The 16,809-nt window shown below is 58.5% G+C and carries 18 protein-coding genes and 1 tRNA gene; 7 read left to right on the top strand and 12 right to left on the bottom strand.

Annotated features, from left to right (window positions below):
* Positions 1-60: 60 nt before the first annotated feature.
* From tig to DTW90_RS30060, 4 genes are all read right to left on the bottom strand, one after another.
* Complete coding sequence (gene tig, locus DTW90_RS30075) at positions 61-1,563, bottom strand: trigger factor (protein ID WP_149343162.1); 1,503 nt, start codon at positions 1,561-1,563, stop codon at positions 61-63.
* Positions 1,564-1,746: 183 nt separating this feature from the next.
* Positions 1,747-1,831: transfer RNA gene (locus DTW90_RS30070), tRNA-Leu, on the bottom strand.
* 144 nt (positions 1,832-1,975) lie between these two features.
* Positions 1,976-2,581: a GDYXXLXY domain-containing protein gene (locus DTW90_RS30065; protein WP_149343161.1), complete on the bottom strand. Its 606-nt coding sequence runs from the start codon at positions 2,579-2,581 to the stop codon at positions 1,976-1,978.
* On the bottom strand, positions 2,578-3,681 hold the full coding sequence (locus DTW90_RS30060) for a DUF2157 domain-containing protein (RefSeq protein ID WP_149343159.1): 1,104 nt from the start codon (positions 3,679-3,681) through the stop codon (positions 2,578-2,580). The genes DTW90_RS30065 and DTW90_RS30060 overlap by 4 nt, the downstream gene beginning before the upstream one ends.
* Positions 3,682-4,550: 869 nt before the next feature.
* Between DTW90_RS30060 and DTW90_RS30055 the strand changes: the two genes are divergently transcribed.
* From DTW90_RS30055 to trmFO, 3 genes are all read left to right on the top strand, one after another.
* Positions 4,551-4,697 carry a DUF1127 domain-containing protein gene (locus DTW90_RS30055; RefSeq protein ID WP_132516450.1) on the top strand — a complete coding sequence of 49 codons (147 nt, stop codon included), beginning with the start codon at positions 4,551-4,553 and terminating at the stop codon, positions 4,695-4,697.
* 299 nt (positions 4,698-4,996) lie between these two features.
* The gene (locus DTW90_RS30050) at positions 4,997-5,140 is read left to right on the top strand and encodes a DUF1127 domain-containing protein (protein ID WP_132516452.1); all 144 of its coding nucleotides are present in this window, start codon (positions 4,997-4,999) and stop codon (positions 5,138-5,140) included.
* Positions 5,141-5,237: 97 nt separating this feature from the next.
* Complete coding sequence (gene trmFO / locus DTW90_RS30045) at positions 5,238-6,671, top strand: methylenetetrahydrofolate--tRNA-(uracil(54)-C(5))-methyltransferase (FADH(2)-oxidizing) TrmFO (protein ID WP_149343158.1); 1,434 nt, start codon at positions 5,238-5,240, stop codon at positions 6,669-6,671.
* A 12-nt stretch (positions 6,672-6,683) separates the two neighbouring features.
* Here trmFO and DTW90_RS30040 read toward each other — a convergent pair whose 3' ends face one another.
* The 5 genes from DTW90_RS30040 to yajC form a co-directional block, all read right to left on the bottom strand.
* A complete protein-coding gene (locus tag DTW90_RS30040; RefSeq protein WP_149343156.1) occupies positions 6,684-7,148 on the bottom strand; it encodes a hypothetical protein in 465 nt (154 codons plus the stop codon).
* Between the two features lie 73 nt (positions 7,149-7,221).
* Positions 7,222-8,082, bottom strand: a complete 861-nt coding sequence (locus tag DTW90_RS30035) for a phytoene/squalene synthase family protein (protein ID WP_149343155.1) — start codon at positions 8,080-8,082, stop codon at positions 7,222-7,224.
* A 17-nt stretch (positions 8,083-8,099) separates the two neighbouring features.
* On the bottom strand, positions 8,100-8,486 hold the full coding sequence (locus DTW90_RS30030; RefSeq protein ID WP_132516460.1) for an Mth938-like domain-containing protein: 387 nt from the start codon (positions 8,484-8,486) through the stop codon (positions 8,100-8,102).
* 4 nt (positions 8,487-8,490) lie between these two features.
* Positions 8,491-11,052, bottom strand: coding sequence for a protein translocase subunit SecDF (gene secDF, locus DTW90_RS30025; protein ID WP_149343153.1), 2,562 nt, complete (start codon positions 11,050-11,052; stop codon positions 8,491-8,493).
* Positions 11,053-11,115: 63 nt separating this feature from the next.
* Positions 11,116-11,466: a preprotein translocase subunit YajC gene (gene yajC / locus DTW90_RS30020; protein ID WP_149343152.1), complete on the bottom strand. Its 351-nt coding sequence runs from the start codon at positions 11,464-11,466 to the stop codon at positions 11,116-11,118.
* A gap of 202 nt (positions 11,467-11,668) precedes the next feature.
* Between yajC and DTW90_RS30015 the strand changes: the two genes are divergently transcribed.
* Positions 11,669-12,541: an ATP-binding protein gene (locus DTW90_RS30015; protein WP_149343150.1), complete on the top strand. Its 873-nt coding sequence runs from the start codon at positions 11,669-11,671 to the stop codon at positions 12,539-12,541.
* Between the two features lie 207 nt (positions 12,542-12,748).
* Here DTW90_RS30015 and DTW90_RS30010 read toward each other — a convergent pair whose 3' ends face one another.
* Positions 12,749-13,519 carry an alpha/beta hydrolase gene (locus DTW90_RS30010; protein WP_149343260.1) on the bottom strand — a complete coding sequence of 257 codons (771 nt, stop codon included), beginning with the start codon at positions 13,517-13,519 and terminating at the stop codon, positions 12,749-12,751.
* Positions 13,520-13,689: 170 nt separating this feature from the next.
* On the opposite strand from DTW90_RS30010, the gene DTW90_RS30005 reads away from it, so the two are divergent.
* Positions 13,690-14,670, top strand: a complete 981-nt coding sequence (locus tag DTW90_RS30005) for an AraC family transcriptional regulator (RefSeq protein WP_149343149.1) — start codon at positions 13,690-13,692, stop codon at positions 14,668-14,670.
* A gap of 108 nt (positions 14,671-14,778) precedes the next feature.
* Entirely contained in the window at positions 14,779-15,015 is a 237-nt protein-coding gene (locus DTW90_RS30000) for a hypothetical protein (protein ID WP_149343258.1), read from the top strand.
* A gap of 46 nt (positions 15,016-15,061) precedes the next feature.
* Here DTW90_RS30000 and DTW90_RS29995 read toward each other — a convergent pair whose 3' ends face one another.
* Positions 15,062-15,334 carry a hypothetical protein gene (locus tag DTW90_RS29995; RefSeq protein ID WP_149343148.1) on the bottom strand — a complete coding sequence of 91 codons (273 nt, stop codon included), beginning with the start codon at positions 15,332-15,334 and terminating at the stop codon, positions 15,062-15,064.
* On the bottom strand, positions 15,283-16,137 hold the full coding sequence (locus DTW90_RS29990) for a PHB depolymerase family esterase (protein ID WP_149343146.1): 855 nt from the start codon (positions 16,135-16,137) through the stop codon (positions 15,283-15,285). The genes DTW90_RS29995 and DTW90_RS29990 overlap by 52 nt, the downstream gene beginning before the upstream one ends.
* Before the next feature lie 43 nt (positions 16,138-16,180).
* Between DTW90_RS29990 and DTW90_RS29985 the strand changes: the two genes are divergently transcribed.
* Positions 16,181-16,789, top strand: a complete 609-nt coding sequence (locus tag DTW90_RS29985) for a TIGR00730 family Rossman fold protein (RefSeq protein WP_149343145.1) — start codon at positions 16,181-16,183, stop codon at positions 16,787-16,789.
* Positions 16,790-16,809: the final 20 nt, after the last annotated feature.

Genomic DNA, 16,809 nt, shown 5'->3' with positions numbered 1-16,809 from the left:
GCAACGAAAAAGGCCCCGCCGGATGGCAGGGCCTCTTTTGCATTCGATGGAAGGAACCGATTACTCGGCGCTGTCTTCAGCAGCCTTCTTCTTCGGAGCAGCCTTCTTCTTCGGAGCAGCCGCTTCCGCTTCCTCGTCCTCGGCAGAGGCTTCGGTTGCTTCAGCCTTGGCAGCAGCCTTCTTCTTCGGAGCGGCCTTCTTCGTCTCTGCCTTCTCGGCACCTTCTTCGCTGTCGTCAGCGAGGAGTTCTTCCTTGCTTACAGTCTTGTCGGTGACATCGACTTCGGAGAGCAGATGGTCGATGACCTTTTCTTCGAAGATCGGAGCGCGCAGGTTGGCGGAAGCGCCGGGTGTGTTGCGGAAGAACTCGAGGATTTCCTTTTCCTGGCCCGGGAACTGGCGCAGCTGGTCGTAAAGGGCGCGCTGCAGCTCGTCTTCGCTGACTTCAACGCCGGCCTTTTCGCCGATTTCCGACAGAACGAGACCGAGGCGGACGCGGCGTTCAGCGAGCTTCAGGTATTCTTCGCGAGCCTTTTCTTCGGTCGTGTCTTCGTCTTCGAAGGTCTTGCCAGACTGCTGGAGATCCGTCTGGATCTGGCGCCAGATGCTGTCGAATTCAGCTTCGATCAGCTTCTGCGGCGAGTCGAACTTGTACATCTCGTCGAGCTGGTCGAGGATCTGACGCTTGACCTTCTGGCGCGTGACCGAGCCGTACTGGCTTTCGATCTGGCTGCGAACGACTTCCTTCAGGCGGTCGGCAGATTCGAGGCCGAGCTTGGTGGCGAGATCGTCGTTGATTTCGACTTCGCCCGGTGCAGCCACTTCCTTGACACTGATGTCGAAGGTGGCTTCCTTGCCGGCGAGGTTCTTGGCCGGATAATCGGCCGGGAAGGTTACGGTGATGACCTTTTCATCGCCAGCCTTGACGCCGACGAGCTGGTCTTCGAAGCCCGGGATGAAGCGGTTGGAGCCGATGACGAGCTCAGCGCCTTCGTCCTTGCCGCCGTCGAATGCTTCGCCGTCGACCTTGCCGAGGTAATCCATGGTGACGCGGTCGCCTTCGGCGGCCTTGCCCTTCTTGGTCTCGTAGGTGCGGGCGCTTTCTGCGATCTTCAGGATCTGCTCGGTGACTTCTTCGTCAGCGATTTCAGCGACTTCGCGGGTAACCTTGATGCCCTTGACCGACTTCAGCTCGATCGCCGGGATGACTTCGTAGGAGAGCGTGAATTCGAAATCGGCTTCTGCAGCCAGGATCTTTTCTGCTTCATCCTTGTCTTCGGTCATGGCGACTTCCGGCTGGGTCGCAGACTTTTCGCCGCGCTCCGTCAGGATCGCCGGCGGCTGGTCACGAACGATCTCGTTGACGAGATCAGCCATGATGGACTTGCCATAGACCTTCTTCAGGTGGGCGACCGGCACCTTGCCAGGACGGAATCCGTTGATGCGAACCTTGTCCTTGACCTCGGCCAGACGCTCATTCATCCGGCCCTGCATTTCTTCGGCCGGAACTACGACCTTGATTTCGCGCTTCAGCCCTTCAGCGAGCGTTTCGATAACCTGCATCTTCCTACCTTCATTTCATGCGGCCGTGCTCCGACAGCCGTCTGTTTCTATGAGCACGACGCCGGATCAACGACCGGACGTGGCTTTCATGCAATTCTGATCATTTTGCCAGGCAAAATGGCGCATCGTATCCGCGGGCGACCTGGGCAGACCGATGTCTAGCCCCTCGCCCGCAAGGCAGCTTGGTGCGGGTAGAGAGACTTGAACTCCCACGCCTTTCGGCACCAGAACCTAAATCTGGCGTGTCTACCAATTTCACCATACCCGCGTTCCCAAAACCGCATGGCAAATGCCTGCGCATGAGGCCTTCCGGAGCGCGGCGTCTCTATATCACCCGTTTTAAACCACGCAAAGGAAAAATGACGGTTCCACGACCGTCCCGGCGGGATAGATGCGCTTTATCGCTCGGTCGCTAGTAAAGCGGTTCTTCATAGACCGGTTTGCCGTCGATCATGAGGGTGCGGATCTGCGCCTCGCCACCGCCTGAAATCCGTGCGGCAACCGAGACGCGTCCATCGGTGCGCACTGTTTCGATGTCATGGCCCTTGCCCTCCGGCACGTAGAAGCGCTCGATGCCGTAATCGACCTGAAACGACTGATCTGCCTCGACGGGATAATAGTTGAAGGGCAAGCTTTCTATGAGAACGGTGTCGGGCTTGGGTTGCAGTGGGCTGAAGGATGATTCGGCAATGCCCCAGAAACCGTCACCCTGTTTCTGCAGCCGCACCCACAAGGTCCTCTCTCCCGCCTCGGTGGGCATGCCGCCGACGACCGTGCTCGCCGGCACGCGGGAAATGTCGTAATTCAATGTCACGTAATCACCGCGCAGCAGATCGCGCGGGTCCACCGGCGCCGTCTTCAGGAGGACTTCGGAACCGCTTTCGAGGATCGAGGCGCGGCTCTCGATCACGTAGCCGATGGCGATCGTCTGCAGCGCGGCCATGACCACCGCCGCAATCCATGCCCTGCGTCTGCGGGAGGCGTCGAGTGTCACGCCGAGATCAGTGAGAAAGCTCATGAGCGTGCCTCCTGGTTTCGGTCGCCGAAACGGCGCTCCAGCCGAATGACGAGCCAGGCAACAACGGCCACCAGGAGGCCGCAGATCAGGAAGAAGCCTGATGTGCCGATGATCGATCCGATCGTTTGCGAAGCCAGATACAGGATTTCCGATGCGAAAACGGCGTAGGCAAGATAGCGGACCGCGCCATTATCCCGTCCGCAAAGGCCGATCGCCGCGACCGATGCGGCCAATGTGACAACACCGAGGACGACAAAACGAGGACCGGTTTCGATCTCGACATGCAGCATGAAGAAACCGATGACAGCCACAAGAAACGTATAGAATGCCGGCGCAGCGCCCGCATCGCGGGTCAATCGCTGAAGCGGCGAGCCGGGTATGCTGACCGCCAGGAAGGCAATCATTCCGCCAGCGGCAAACAGGACGGCGGTCGATAGCTGCTGGTTCAGCGAGTAGAGCCATGTCAGCCAGGCTATCAGCAACAAATAGGCAAGATGGCGTGCCCTGTTTGCGCCGACATAGCGGACGAGCGCGATAACAACCGCTGCCATCAATGGCGGAGCCCAGGGCGACCAACCGATCCAGTGAACGTCATTTTGCTCGAGATACAGGCTGAAATAGGCCCAGGACAGAAAGCCGGCCAAGGCGACAAGACTGCCCGATCGAAACAGCGCTGCCGCCAGGCAGGCTATCAGGAACCATGTCAGCATCATCGCCAGTTCGTCGCCGGATATATGATACATCTGCCCCACCAGCGACATGGCGCCGCCGAAACTCATCGTGCCCAGCAGCAACAGGCCAGCGGCAAGCGATGTCTGGCCGCGCACGGTGTAGAAGGCCCCGCCCAGATAGAAGGCCCAGATCAATGCAAGGAGAGCACCGACGCGCAGCGGGCGTGGTATCAGCTCCCAGTTGGAGGCCACTAGCAACAGGATGGCGGCAGCCACAAGCAGCGCTGCCAGAATGGAGAGCACGCGGCCCAGGCTGAAGCTGGTCGGTCGGCTATCATACTCGGCCATGATGGCTGACGCCTGCGGCGGCTCGATAAAGCCCTTCTCCACCCAGAGCGAAAGATCTCGCTGGAGCCTGCCCCGATACATCCTCACCTCTTCGCGTTGAGCATCTAAAAAAGTCTGGCGTCAGTATCCATATATTCAGCATCCGGAGGCAGGCGCAAACAGCTCGTCGCAGCCTCACTCCCAAACCATACCATGCATAAATTCGGCACAAATATTAAGCGCGCATTAAAGCTTTACGTATTATGAATATGACATGGAATGGAACCAATTCCAGACATGCGTAATAAGCATAGCATCCATGAAATTATCGCACTGCACAATTTTCAAAAGTCATACTATTTTAATTTCAACAGATAGCGGCGATGGCGTTCCGCGGCGGATAATCCGCAAGAGCCCGAGGAAATGATTTCCTGGCATAGAATTCGGAGACGCACACTCCTCCTCCCAGTGCTCTCCGATGGACTGGCAACACTCCTCCTCCCAGTTGCCGGTCACTGTAAATGACGCCCACCGCACCTCCTCCCGCGGTGGGCGTTATTTTTTACCCCTTGTTAAATATCCTTATTTTCCGGTATCGGCCCCGCGCTGATGGTGATATTGCGGGCCAGCGCCCTGCCCCGCACTCGTGTCCGCCGGTGCAGTCTCCCGGCTGATTGCCGGCTACACATTCGGCCAAAAGCTGAGCCAACCCAAGGACAAAGGCGCATCGCTGCGGGCTCCCTAAATGCCGTTTTCAAGCAGAATCGACGGTTTTCACGCCCTTTTGATGCGCACATAATTTAATCATCACTTAAGGCAAAAAAGCCAAAAGGAATGCAGATGACGCATAGGTGTCATGATGCTTTGGCGCTTTTTAGTTCTCGCAGCGCAACATATATTAGCGGTCATCAGATGAAGGCCAGCGCCAGGGGGCACTGGAATATCGACGAACCCTAGGAAGGGGATTTAAAATGAACATCGCACGCTCTTTCAACAATTGGCGCAAGTACCGTCAGACCGTTTCTGAACTCGGCCGTATGACCACCCGCGAACTGCACGACCTCGGCATCGACCGTTCGGACATCCATCGCGTTGCTCGCCAGGCTGCTGGCCGTTAATCGTCTGCAGCTCGGCTTCGCAGGATACTTGCGATAGCCTATCCAACGCCCGTTGCGGTTTCCGCGGCGGGCGTTCTTTTTTGCCCTGCAACATGCATATGCCCATCTCCTGACCGTCCCGCTCAGCGCATACCGCTCAATATTTAACTGATGGTCGATTTTTAGGCGTCACACTGCACAATTGCATAGCAGTCGCCTTTTATTTGCACTGCAAAATATTCATGTTCTCTCTTATATGAATGTCATCCGCTGATGTCGGCAATAACGCCGCTCGCGAACATGATCTGAGGAATGACATCATGAACCCGCTTCGCATTGCCAAGAGCTGGATTAGCTATCGCCGCACGCTCAACGAACTCGGCAACCTGTCCAACCAGACGCTTTCTGATATCGGCATCAATCGTTATCAAATCCGTTCGATCGCATCGCGCTCCTTCCGTTAATATCGGACTGATGAGCGTACCCAAGACGGCACCTTGATGGTGCCGTTTTTGATTCCGGGTGATTGGAACCAGCGACGCCTCGTGATAATCACCGGCCATGAAAAACAGCTCTCCCTATTCCCCTATCCATGTCATCGGCGGCGGCCTTGCCGGTTCCGAGGCAGCGTGGCAGATCGCCAGCGCCGGTGTGCCTGTTGTCCTGCACGAGATGCGCGGCGTTCGCGGCACAGACGCACATAAGACCGATGGCCTTGCCGAGCTTGTCTGCTCGAACTCCTTCCGCTCCGACGATGCGACCAGCAATGCCGTCGGCGTCATCCATGCGGAGATGCGCATGGCCGGCTCGCTGATCATGGCCTGCGCCGACAAGCATCAGGTCCCGGCCGGTGGTGCGCTCGCGGTTGACCGTGACGGCTTCTCGGACGCTGTGACGCAGACTATCGAGGCAAATCCGCTGATCACGGTGGTTCGCGAGGAGATTTCCGGCCTGCCGCCGAAAGAATGGGATCTGGCCGTCATCGCGACCGGGCCGCTCACCGCTCCGGGTCTCGCAGCCGCAATCCAGGCAGAAACGGGCGCCGATTCGCTTGCCTTCTTCGATGCGATTGCGCCGATCGTCTATCGCGAGAGCATCAATATGGATGTCTGCTGGTATCAGTCGCGCTACGACAAGGTCGGGCCGGGCGGAACCGGCAAGGACTATATCAACTGCCCGATGGACGAAGCGCAGTATAACGCCTTCGTCGACGCCCTGATCGCCGGCGACACCGTCGGCTTCAAGGAATGGGAAGGCACGCCCTATTTCGACGGCTGCCTGCCGATCGAGGTGATGGCGGAGCGCGGCCGCGAAACGCTGCGTCACGGACCGATGAAGCCGATGGGCCTCACCAACGCCCACAACCCGACGGTCAAGGCCTATGCCGTGGTCCAGCTGCGCCAGGACAATGCGCTCGGCACGCTCTACAACATGGTCGGCTTCCAGACGAAGCTGAAATACGGGGCGCAGGCCGAGATATTCAGGCTGATTCCCGGCCTGGAAAACGCCGAATTTGCGCGGCTCGGCGGCCTGCACCGCAACACCTACATCAATTCGCCGACGTTGCTCGACAGGTCTCTGACACTGAAGTCACGGCCGGGGCTGCGCTTTGCGGGCCAGATCACGGGTTGCGAAGGCTATGTCGAGAGCGCCAGCGTCGGCCTGATGGTCGGACGTTTTGCAGCCGCAGAGCGCAAAGGCGAACCGGTCCTGCTGCCGCCGGACACGACGGCGCTCGGCTCCCTGCTCAACCACATTACCGGCGGCCACATCGTCAACGACGAAGAACCGGGAAAGCGCTCGTTTCAGCCGATGAACATCAATTTCGGACTGTTTCCGGAGCTCGAGCCCGGCTCGATCCAGAGACCCGAGGGCGTCAAGCGCTTCCGGGGCAAGGACAAGACAATCATGAAGCGACAGCTTATCGCCAAACGCGCTTTGAAAGATTGCGCCGAATGGCTGGGTGTTGCTCCCGCCATGGCGGAAAGCGCGTGATCGCGAGCTGGATTAGCCGTTGTTTGCTGCTGGCCCGGGCGCCGGCAGATCCAGATCCGCGTCGCTGACATAATTGCCGAGCAACCAGAGCGAAACTTCCGCGGCTTCCGCGGGCGTGGCGAATTCGAATTTGCCGTTGTGGTGCGGCGCGTCCAGAAACTCGATCACCAGTCCGCGCCCGGTGCCTGAATCCGTGACGCGGACTCTGCCCGGCTGGATCAGGTGGCAGGCGAAGTGATTCCTGTTGTTGCGTATGAAGCCGGCCTTGTTGTCGTGCAGCCGCACGAATACCGCCTGGCCGTCCGCCGTCTTCTGAAGCTGGCGGATCGCTTCTGCCGGAAAGGCGCGGCCGAATTGCAGGATGGCCAGCCCCGTATCATGCAGGCCGTCTTCCTTTTCCTGTGACGTCCAGCGCGTGACGGCGAAGGCAAAGAGGATTACGAGGGCAAAAATCACACCCCAGACGATCAGGCCCATAGCGATCTCTCCTTCGATTCGGACAAACTCGCAGTAATTATAACGCCCAAGACTTGCGCGAATTTAAACTCGATCAGAATTTTCTGGTCGTCGCAGCAACCGCCATGCGCATCTGCCGGCGCCATTGCGGCGATTGGATCGGCTCGTCGAATAGACGGCTACCCAATTTTTGCGCCTTGAGAAGCATAGATTCGGCAAGCGCCACCGTTACGAAAGCGGGAAAGACGCTTGGGGCAATCTTGCCAGCCGCCCTCGCCTTTGCCAGATGCTCTCGCCCGAGGCCGGCGAATGCTTCAATCGCTGCCGAGATGCGGTCCTTGTCGTTTCCGGCCAGGAAAGCTTCCCGATCCAGCCCCGTCGCCGACAATATCTCCGTCGGCAGGTAAAGCTGGCCGCGGCGGCGATGCAATGGCATCAGCATCAGCAGTCCGGCTATCGCCTGCGCGACGCCAGCATGGCCGGCGGCTTCGGCCGAGCGAGGCGCGTCTTCAGCCGACAGGATCAGGCTTGCAAGCTGGATGAGCGCCGATGCGGTCTCGCCGGCATAGCCTTCCAGTGAATTGCGGGTCTCCATCGGATCGTTGTAGAGATCGAAGATACGCGCCTCTGTCATGTCGATCAGGGACTTGCGCGGCAGTCGATATTCGACAACGGCTGCGAGCAGGCCTGCAGCGATCGGATTGGCCTCGCTTGCGCCATGTGCCTGGCCTTCCAACAGATCGCGCCAATATTGCAGCCGGACTTCGCCCGGCAGCGGTTCATGGACAAGATCGCGAATACGCGCCAGCTCTGCATGGAAGGCATAAAGTGCAGCCAGAGCGCCACGCTTGTCTTCCGGAGACAGAAGGCAGGCGAGATAGCGGTCGCGATCGGTCTCACGGAGCGTCGCCAGGCAAATGTCCTGGTTGCTGCGTCCTGCGCCCTCAGATGCCATGTTCGGTCGCTTCCCTGTCAGACGGCGATCAGCGCCGCGGCGACGGCGCGCGACTCGGACAGCATGATGTTGAACGTCCGCACAGCCGCGCCGGTGCTCATCGGATCCGACGAAATCTGCTCGGCGCGCAAGGCCGCCTTCAGCGCGGCCGGCAATGGGCGCATCTCCGTGCCGGTGCCGACAAGCAGGACTTCAATCTCGGCGGCTTCAGCGATCACTCTTTGGAAATGCTCCGGCGTCAGCGCATCCTCCATGGTCATGTCCCATCCATAGATGCCTGAGGGCAAGCAAAGCAACGAGCCGCGATGCGACATGTCCGCAAAGCGGAATCCGCCGTTTCCGTAAGCGTCGATCGGGGCGCGGCCCGGGAAGTGCGCCTGTCGAATTTCAATGCCTTTTGCCAATGTCTTATACCGCTGGTTTATTGGGCTGAACGTCCGCAGCCGCCTTTTGTTTCTTGTCCCCGCCTGTCTGGAACCGATCGGGACGAAGTTTGAAAACGATCAGGAACGGCGCGGCAATATATATCGAAGAGAAAGTGCCGACCGCCACGCCGAATAGCATGGTGAAGGCAAAGGCGCGGATGACTTCGCCGCCGAAGAGGCAAAGTGCAAGCAGCGCAAGCAATGTCGTCGCGGCCGTCAGGATCGTGCGCGAGAGCGTCTGGTTGATCGAGGCGTCTATCAGGATCGGCAGCGGCATCTGGCTGTAGCGCTTGAGATTTTCACGCATGCGGTCGTAGACGACCACCGTATCGTTCAGGGAATAGCCGATGATCATGAGGACGGCCGCGATACTCGTCAGGTTGAACTCGATGCCGGTCAGAACGAATAGGCCAAGGGTCAATATGATGTCATGCAGCGTCGCAACGATGGCGCCGATGGCGAACTGCCATTCGAAGCGGAACCAGATATAGATCAGCACCACGGCAAGTGACGCCAGAACGCCAAGCGTCGCCGAGCGGGTCAGTTCGCCCGAAACCGAAGGGCCCACCACCTCGACACGGCGGAAATCATAGTCATTCCCGAGTTCATCGCGAACGAGCGTGACAGCGGATTGTTCGCCATTCTCTCCGCCCTCCTGCGACTGGATACGGATCAATGCCCCTGCCCGGTCGCCGAAGCTTTGGGCCTGAATTTCCCCGAGGTTCAGTTCGTTCAGCCGGGTGCGAATATCGGCGAGGTTCGCCGCCCCCTGCTTTGCCCTCACCTCGATGATGGAACCACCGTTGAAATCGATGCCGAGATGCATGCCGACGGTCGCGAGCGCGATCATCGCGCAAAGCGACAGCGCAGCCGAGGCAGTGAAGCTGAAACGGCGAATTCCCATGAAACGGATATGCGCCCGGTCGAATATGGACGTGCGGACATCCTTCGGAAGATGCTTCAGCCGTCTGCGCTTTATCCAGGTTACGATGATCCACTGGGTCAGCGTAAAGGCGATGAAGACTGTCGTCAGGATGCCGATCGCAAGCGTCACGGCAAAGCCGCGCACAGGCCCGCTGCCCATGTAAAAAAGGATGACAGCCGCGATCAGGGTCGTGATATTCGCGTCGATAATGGTCCAGAAAGCGCGTTTGAAGCCGGCGTCGCAGGCCTCCGGCAGCTGTCGCCCGGCCTTCAATTCCTCGCGGATGCGCTCATAGATCAGCACGTTGGAATCGACCGCCATGCCGATGATCAAAACGATGCCGGCGATGCCAGGCAGGGTCAGCGTGGCCCCCGTCAGGCTCAGGATCGCCAGGATCATCAGGATGTTCACATAGAGCGCGACGGTGGCGACGATGCCGAGGAAGCCGTAGAAATAGACCATGCAGGCAATGACGGCGATTGCGCCGATCATGCCTGCAATGATGCCCGATCGGATAGAATCCAGGCCAAGCCCCGGGCCTACCGTCCGCTCCTCGACAACCGTCAGGGTTGCCGGCAGCGCGCCCGCCCGTAGAAGGACCGCGAGATCGCTCGCCCCCTGTTCCGAGAAGCCGCCTGAAATCTGGCCGGCTCCCGTCGTATTCGCTTGTGCGATCGGCAAGGCTGCAATGACCTGATCGTCCAGAACGACCACGAAGGAGCGACCGACATTCTGCTGGGTCGCCTGCGCAAAAGCTTTGGTGCCGTCTGCATCCAATTGGAAGGTCACGACCGGCTCGTTGGTCTTGGGGTCGAGGCCCGCCTGGGCGTCAGCGATCCTGTCGCCGGACAGAATGGCGCGCTTTTCGACCAGATAGGCCGCCGGGGGATCGTCCTGCGTATAGAGCACGTCCGAATTCATCGGCGCGGAGCCTTGGATCGCCTGCTCGACGGGCATGCTTTGATCGACCATGCGGAAGGTCAATTGCCCAGCCTGGTTGAGCAGGTTCTTGATCCGCTGTGGATCGGCAACGCCCGGCACCTGCACCAGGATGCGATCCGAACCCTGCCGCTGGATCAGCGGCTCGGCATTGCCAAGCTGCTCGACGCGGCCGCGCACCACGTTCATCGATGTCGCCAGCGCAGACGCTATGCGGCGATCGATACCTTCATTGGTGATGCGGATCGTCAGCAGGCCGTTGTCGCTTGGCGTGATCGTCGTTTCCTGCACCAGACCGATGGTTCCGGTGCCTACCCTGTTGGTAATCGACTTCAGGGCGTCGATGGCGGTCGGGACCTGTGCGGGGTCTGTGATGCTGACCCTTATGGTCTGCCCCGTGCCGGTCAAACCGCTGTAGCGGATCGAGGCTTCGCGCAGCTTGGTGCGAATGCCGTCGACGGTCGTTTCAAGACTGTTGCGAAGAATGTCGTCACGCTCGACCATGAGCATGAGCTGCGAGCCACCCTGAAGATCAAGCCCCAGCCTGACCTTCTTGAGGGGCAGCCAGCCTGGCAATGCGGCAAGCTGCTGGTTGCTGAACAGGTTCGGCGCGACGAAGATGACGCTCAGGAGAACGGCACACCAGATGACTATGGTCTTCCACCGTGAGACGTTCAGCATGGGCCTCTCGAGTTCGGGTCTTCGTCGCGACGCAACCTTTGAGGCCCGCCGTTATGACATTGCTTAGGCGGCGTCGGCCTTGACGGGTTCGCCCTTGACACGGACCTCGGAGATCGCGCTGCGAACGATGCGAACCTTCACGCCTTCGGCGATTTCCACATCGAGTTCCTTGTCGTCGACAACCTTGACGACCTTGCCCACGATGCCGCCGCCTGTCACGACCTGGTCGCCGCGACGAATGTTCTTCAAGACGTCTTCCCGCTTCTTTGCCTGCGCACGCTGCGGCCTGATCAGGAGAAAATACCAAACGACCATCAGCGGCACAAAGAGGAAAAGCATCTCCATTCCGGAGCCGCCAAAGCCGCCAAGGCCGGAATCTGTTGCGCTCTGCGCATACGCGTTGGTGAAAAACATCGGAAACTCCTAAAAACTTCAGGCGGAAAGGCCCACCTCAGGCCGCCGGAATATAGTTGCGATCATGGCGAATGCAACAGAAACAGGAGCGGACCGTACCGTTTCCCCAGCCTCTTAGCCTTTCCGCCATCGAAAGGCCATGATACCCCGCAGCGAAAGGGCGAACAGAGGTTCGCAGCCGATTATTTTCGGAGGAAACACCATGGGCGAAGATCAGAATACACTAATCCTGGCCGAGTTGCGCCGCCTGACCGCAGCGGTCGAGCGTCTCGCGGGACCCGCCCCGGTTGCCAATGATTGGTCGGCTGCAGATTGCTTTGTGTGGGGCCCAGTGCGCTCGCACCTGCAGCCCGTGCCACGGCCGAACCGCGTGGCGCTGGCTCTTATCCGCGGTGTTGATCACGTCCGCGATATCCTGCACGAGAATACCTTGCGCTTCGCCGAAGGATTTGCCGCCAATAACGTGCTTCTCTGGGGTGCGCGGGGCATGGGCAAGTCCTCGCTGGTCAAGGCCGTGCATGAAGATGTGCGGCGGGCGACGGGCGTGTCGCTCAAGCTCATCGAGGTCCATCGCGAGGACATAGCCTCGCTGCCGGTTCTTCTCGACATCCTGAAGAGTGTGCCCCATCGCATCATCGTTTTCTGCGACGACCTTTCCTTCGATCACGACGATACCGCCTACAAGTCGTTGAAGGCAGCGCTGGATGGCGGCGTTGAGGGACGCCCGGACAATGTGCTCTTCTATGCCACGTCCAATCGACGCCACCTGCTGCCACGCAACATGATGGAAAACGAGCAATCGACCGCGATCAATCCGTCGGAGGCGGTGGAAGAGAAAGTCTCGCTGTCGGATCGCTTCGGGCTCTGGCTCGGCTTCCACAAATGCAGCCAGGAAGACTACCTGCAGATGATCGATGCCTATGCCGACCACTTCAAGCTCGGTATGGACCGCGCCCAGATGCACCATGAAGCGCTGGAATGGTCAACGACCCGCGGCGCCCGCTCGGGCCGCGTTGCCTGGCAGTACATCCAGGATCTCGCCGGCCGGCAGCGCATCGTTCTCGAACGGGATTGAGGGCGTTGCTGGGCCGAGGGTTGCGGGGGGCGCTTTTGGCCCAAAGCGGAGATTCTCGCCGCGCCCAAAAGTCCTGACGATTTTTGCGACGAGAACGTCGAGCTTTTCCGGTGACCGCCGCTTGTCACGGGCTGGGATTGGCGCACCAAACTACGAGGGCCACCCAACCGAGTGGGCGGCCATGCATCTTGGAGAGCCTGCGCGAGGCTACTTCGCCAGTGCAGCTTTTTCGATGACTGCGGCTACCTCCTTGGGGAACACGACCAGTGATGCGTGACTGCCGGGGACTTCGGTGACCTTGGCCTTGATCCGCGCTGCCATCATTCGCTGAGCCTCTGGAGCATTCACGCGGTCCTTTGTGCTGATGACGAAATAGCTCGGCTTGACATGCCAGGCGGCTGTATCCACCGGGGCTTCGAACGCTGTGTGATTCAAGGGCAACTGATTGGCAGCAAGTTTCTCGGCAATTTTCAGCGGCAGTTCAGGGGCGACAAATTCGGGAAAGGTCTTTTGATCCAGATAGAGATTACCCTTGTCATCAGGATGGATGGACTTCGCGCCGTCAGTCGCTGGCCCAGACTTGGAGAGTGAAGCCAGGGACTCGCCGACATCCGGCGCAAACGCCGATACAAACACCAGCGACTTTACCTTCGGATCGTTACCAGCTTCGGTAATGACAACGCCGCCCCACGAGTGCCCAACAAGAACGGTCGGACCATTCTGTGCCGCTAGTGCCTTTTTGGTCGCCGCGACGTCATCAGCGAGCGAGGTGAGCGGATTTTCCACCAAAGTGACCTTGTACCCTTTGGCGGTAAGAATGTCGGCAACAGGCTGCCAGCTTGTCTGATCGACGAAAGCGCCGTGGACGAGGACAATATTGTGCGCCGCCCCCTTGGGAACTTCGCCTGCATTGGCAGACATGGCAAAAGCAGTGCCCGCAAGCAAAGTTGCGGCAGCCGTCATGACGAGAGAACGCATTTCCAATTTCTCCTTGAGCAATGCACGCTTCCAAGAAGGAAACGAAGGTTTGAGCAAATTCGCGATCGCGCCGTTGCGGCAGATTGCCAGCTCGATCCAATCGGCGTAAATAATTGAAATCGATGGCAGTTTTGTTTTAGCGCTCGCGGTCGAAACTAGAGGAGATTGCTTTGGCGCCCCATGACAGCAACAATGGAGTTCTTGCTCCAGCGTCCGATAATCAGACGCCCACAGATCTGCTGTCGGATATTCTGCGTTTCGTGCAACTGAAAGGCGAGCGGGTTTTTACGACGGAATGCGCGGATGGATTTCATATCCTTTTTCGACCCAGTTCGGCATGTCTCCACGTCGTGCAGGAAGGCGAGATCGATATCTATCTCGAAGACGAGCTGCCGCTGCGATTGTCCCAGGGTGACGTTTTCGTGCTGCTACGTCCGATCAGGTACGCCTTGGCCTGTCCTAGCAAAAGTTGGCGCCAGGCCAACCACGAACTTGGAGTCGACGGATCGGGCGTAGGAGTGGACGTGCTTCGAGATGGTATCGGGCCAGTGCGTGCAAGAACGCTCAGCGCGACGTTTCAGTTCGAAAACGGTTGTGGCTTGCAGCCTACCATGAGCTTGCTGCCGAACTATATCCATGTCGAGAAAAACACCGATCAATCCGCCGTTCTCATCCGCGACGTCGCCCAATTCCTGGTTTATGAAAAGGAGGCACAGGAGCCGGGCGCGGCCCTTATGATCTCACGCGTCATCGATATTCTTGTCATCCGATCTATCCGCAGCTGGTCGAAATCGCAGGGAGGCAAACAGGGCTGGATCGGCGCCTTGGCCGACGCGAGGGTATCCAGGGCATTATCTGCAGTTCATCGTAATCCGAGTCGGCCCTGGTCAGTGGGAGACCTGGCTTCAATTGCGGGAATGTCACGTTCTCGGTTCGCAGAGGTATTTTTGGCTGCGGTTGGTGAACCTCCTCTGCGATACGTTCACGGTTGGAGATTGGCCGTCGCGTCAGACTTATTGCGGAAATCGAACTTGCGTATCGGAGATATCGCTCGCCATGTCGGTTACGATTCCGAGGCGGCTTTTAGCCGGGCATTCAAGACTTTATACGGCTTGTCGCCGAGCCATGCCCGTTCAAGCGGAACGAATTGATAGGCTACTGCAGCAACCCATCGTCCCCCATTGACGAGGGTATTTTTCACAGCAATAGGGTCGGGCCGAAAAATCTGGCAACGCCGGACCAATAACATCAGGAGTGCAATAGTGAGCGAACCGACCGTAGCAGATGCAATAGAGCGCATTTATCAATCGCTTCAGGCAGACAATGCCGACATTGACACGCATATCGCAACACTGAAGGCAGCGTTGGCACGGGCGGGTTTGAAAGAGGCCGTATTTGACCCTGCGAGGCTCGTACAGAACAATCGTTCTGGCAGGAAGCTGATGCAGGCCTACTTTCGCCAGCGCGGCGTGACGGTCAAATTCTCGGCTTCGTGAGGGCCTCCCAACAAAGTAAGTGGGCCGCTTTCGCCCCCCTTTCCTATCATGCGCCGTGATACTGTCTGAAGAAGTTCCACACTTCGACCGCTGTCTCGATATCGCCGCTGCATCCACCGAAACGCGGGCCGTCCACCGGATCATCGTTACCGGCGCTGGCATTGGGCTTGGCAAGACGGGGCCAGCAATGGCCGCCGTTTTCGATGCGATAGAGTTCAACCCCAGTCTCGGCCCGGCATCCGGTCCATTGGACCAGGCTCGCGCGGGTCAGGTCATGCGGATCAAGATGGGGCAGCGGCGTGACATTTTCCCGGTGCATCCGTCGATCCGGCGCCAATATTCGGTTGCCTCGGGAACTGAAAGCAGCCTTCCGAATGACTTGATATAGCCGTCGTAACGTTGCACGTCGTCGCTCGTGCCGTTCACCATCATGACTGGCATGGCGTGGCCGGGCTTGCAATCTTCGACCTGTGCTTCGTTAATCGCGCTGGCGACCGGAGCAATCGCGGCGATCCTGTCAGGAAGCGCGCAAGCCAAGGTATAAGTCATCAGCGCGCCAAACGAGAAGCCGGTGGCATAAACTCTTGCCCCGTCGGCAATCTTCCGGCTCACCAGATCGTCGATCATGGTGCGGAAAAAACCAATATCATCGACCGGCTCGCCATTGAGGACGGGTCTCCTGGATTTGATGTTCCAGGCACCATCGATTGCTTCCGGATAAAGAGTGATGAAGTTCTCCCGATCGGCGACGGCATCAAATCCGCTGTTTTTCTGAAAATTGACGGCCTTATCGTCGGAGCCGTACATCACGATGACGAGTGGTGCGGCATGTCCAGCGGCACCCTTGGGAATATGCAGGATCGCGGTGCGGTCGACGCCCTGCCATTTGTAAGTCAGGACTTCATCAGCATGAGCGGCTGTCCAGCCGAAGGCGGCAAATGGCAGGCGTAGCAATGCGCAGAACATGAAACGTCCCCGCTTTCTAACAAAAATACGGGGCGGAGCATAAGTCATTCTGTGCCAGTGGCAATGATCGAAAGAAGCGACGCCTGCGGGTGTCGTGATCGCTTCTGGCGCAGTGAGGGCGCGATGCCGTGACTGCTCTCGGGCCAAACGCGCCATCACCTCTCTTGACTAGAGTTGCTGCCTTAATGTTTATGACGCAATGACAAACATTGCTTCACTTTGTGTATATTGTGGTTCTTCGACGGGTAACGATGTTGCTTTCGTTGAAGCCGGTGAAAAGCTGGGTGCGGCCATCGCTAAGGCGGGACTGGAACTAATCTATGGGGGTGGCACCAGCGGTGTGATGGGCGCTGTCGGCTTCTCGGCGCTGAAAAACGGTGGCAAGGTCGGCGCGATCATTCCAAAGTTCCTGACAAACCGTGAATCTACCACGGATGCACTGAAGATTTTCGATGATTTGACCGTCACCGAAACGATGCATGAGCGTAAACACGCCATGTTCCAGCGCTCCGATGCCTTTGTCGCTCTGCCGGGTGGAATAGGAACTGTCGAAGAGATCGTCGAGATCATGACTTGGGCGCAGTTAGGGCAACATCGAAAGCCCGTGGTCTTCGCCAATATTTTGGGCTTTTGGGATCCAATGCTCTCCATGATCGAGCACATGGAAAAAGTCGGATTTCTACATAGCCGACATCTGATCCAGCCAATAGTTGTTGATCGCGTTGAGGACATTATTCCGGCTATTCAAAACGCCGCACGACTTCCCGAGGCATCTGAAGGCGTGCCGTCGATCATCGACAAAATGTGAGGTCGTGCCTGCCAATTGGT

Origin of the sequence: Neorhizobium sp. P12A (assembly GCF_008365395.1) — a bacterium.
In the GTDB taxonomy this organism is placed as follows: Bacteria; Pseudomonadota; Alphaproteobacteria; order Rhizobiales; family Rhizobiaceae; genus Rhizobium.
This window is presented reverse-complemented; position numbering and strand designations above follow the sequence as displayed.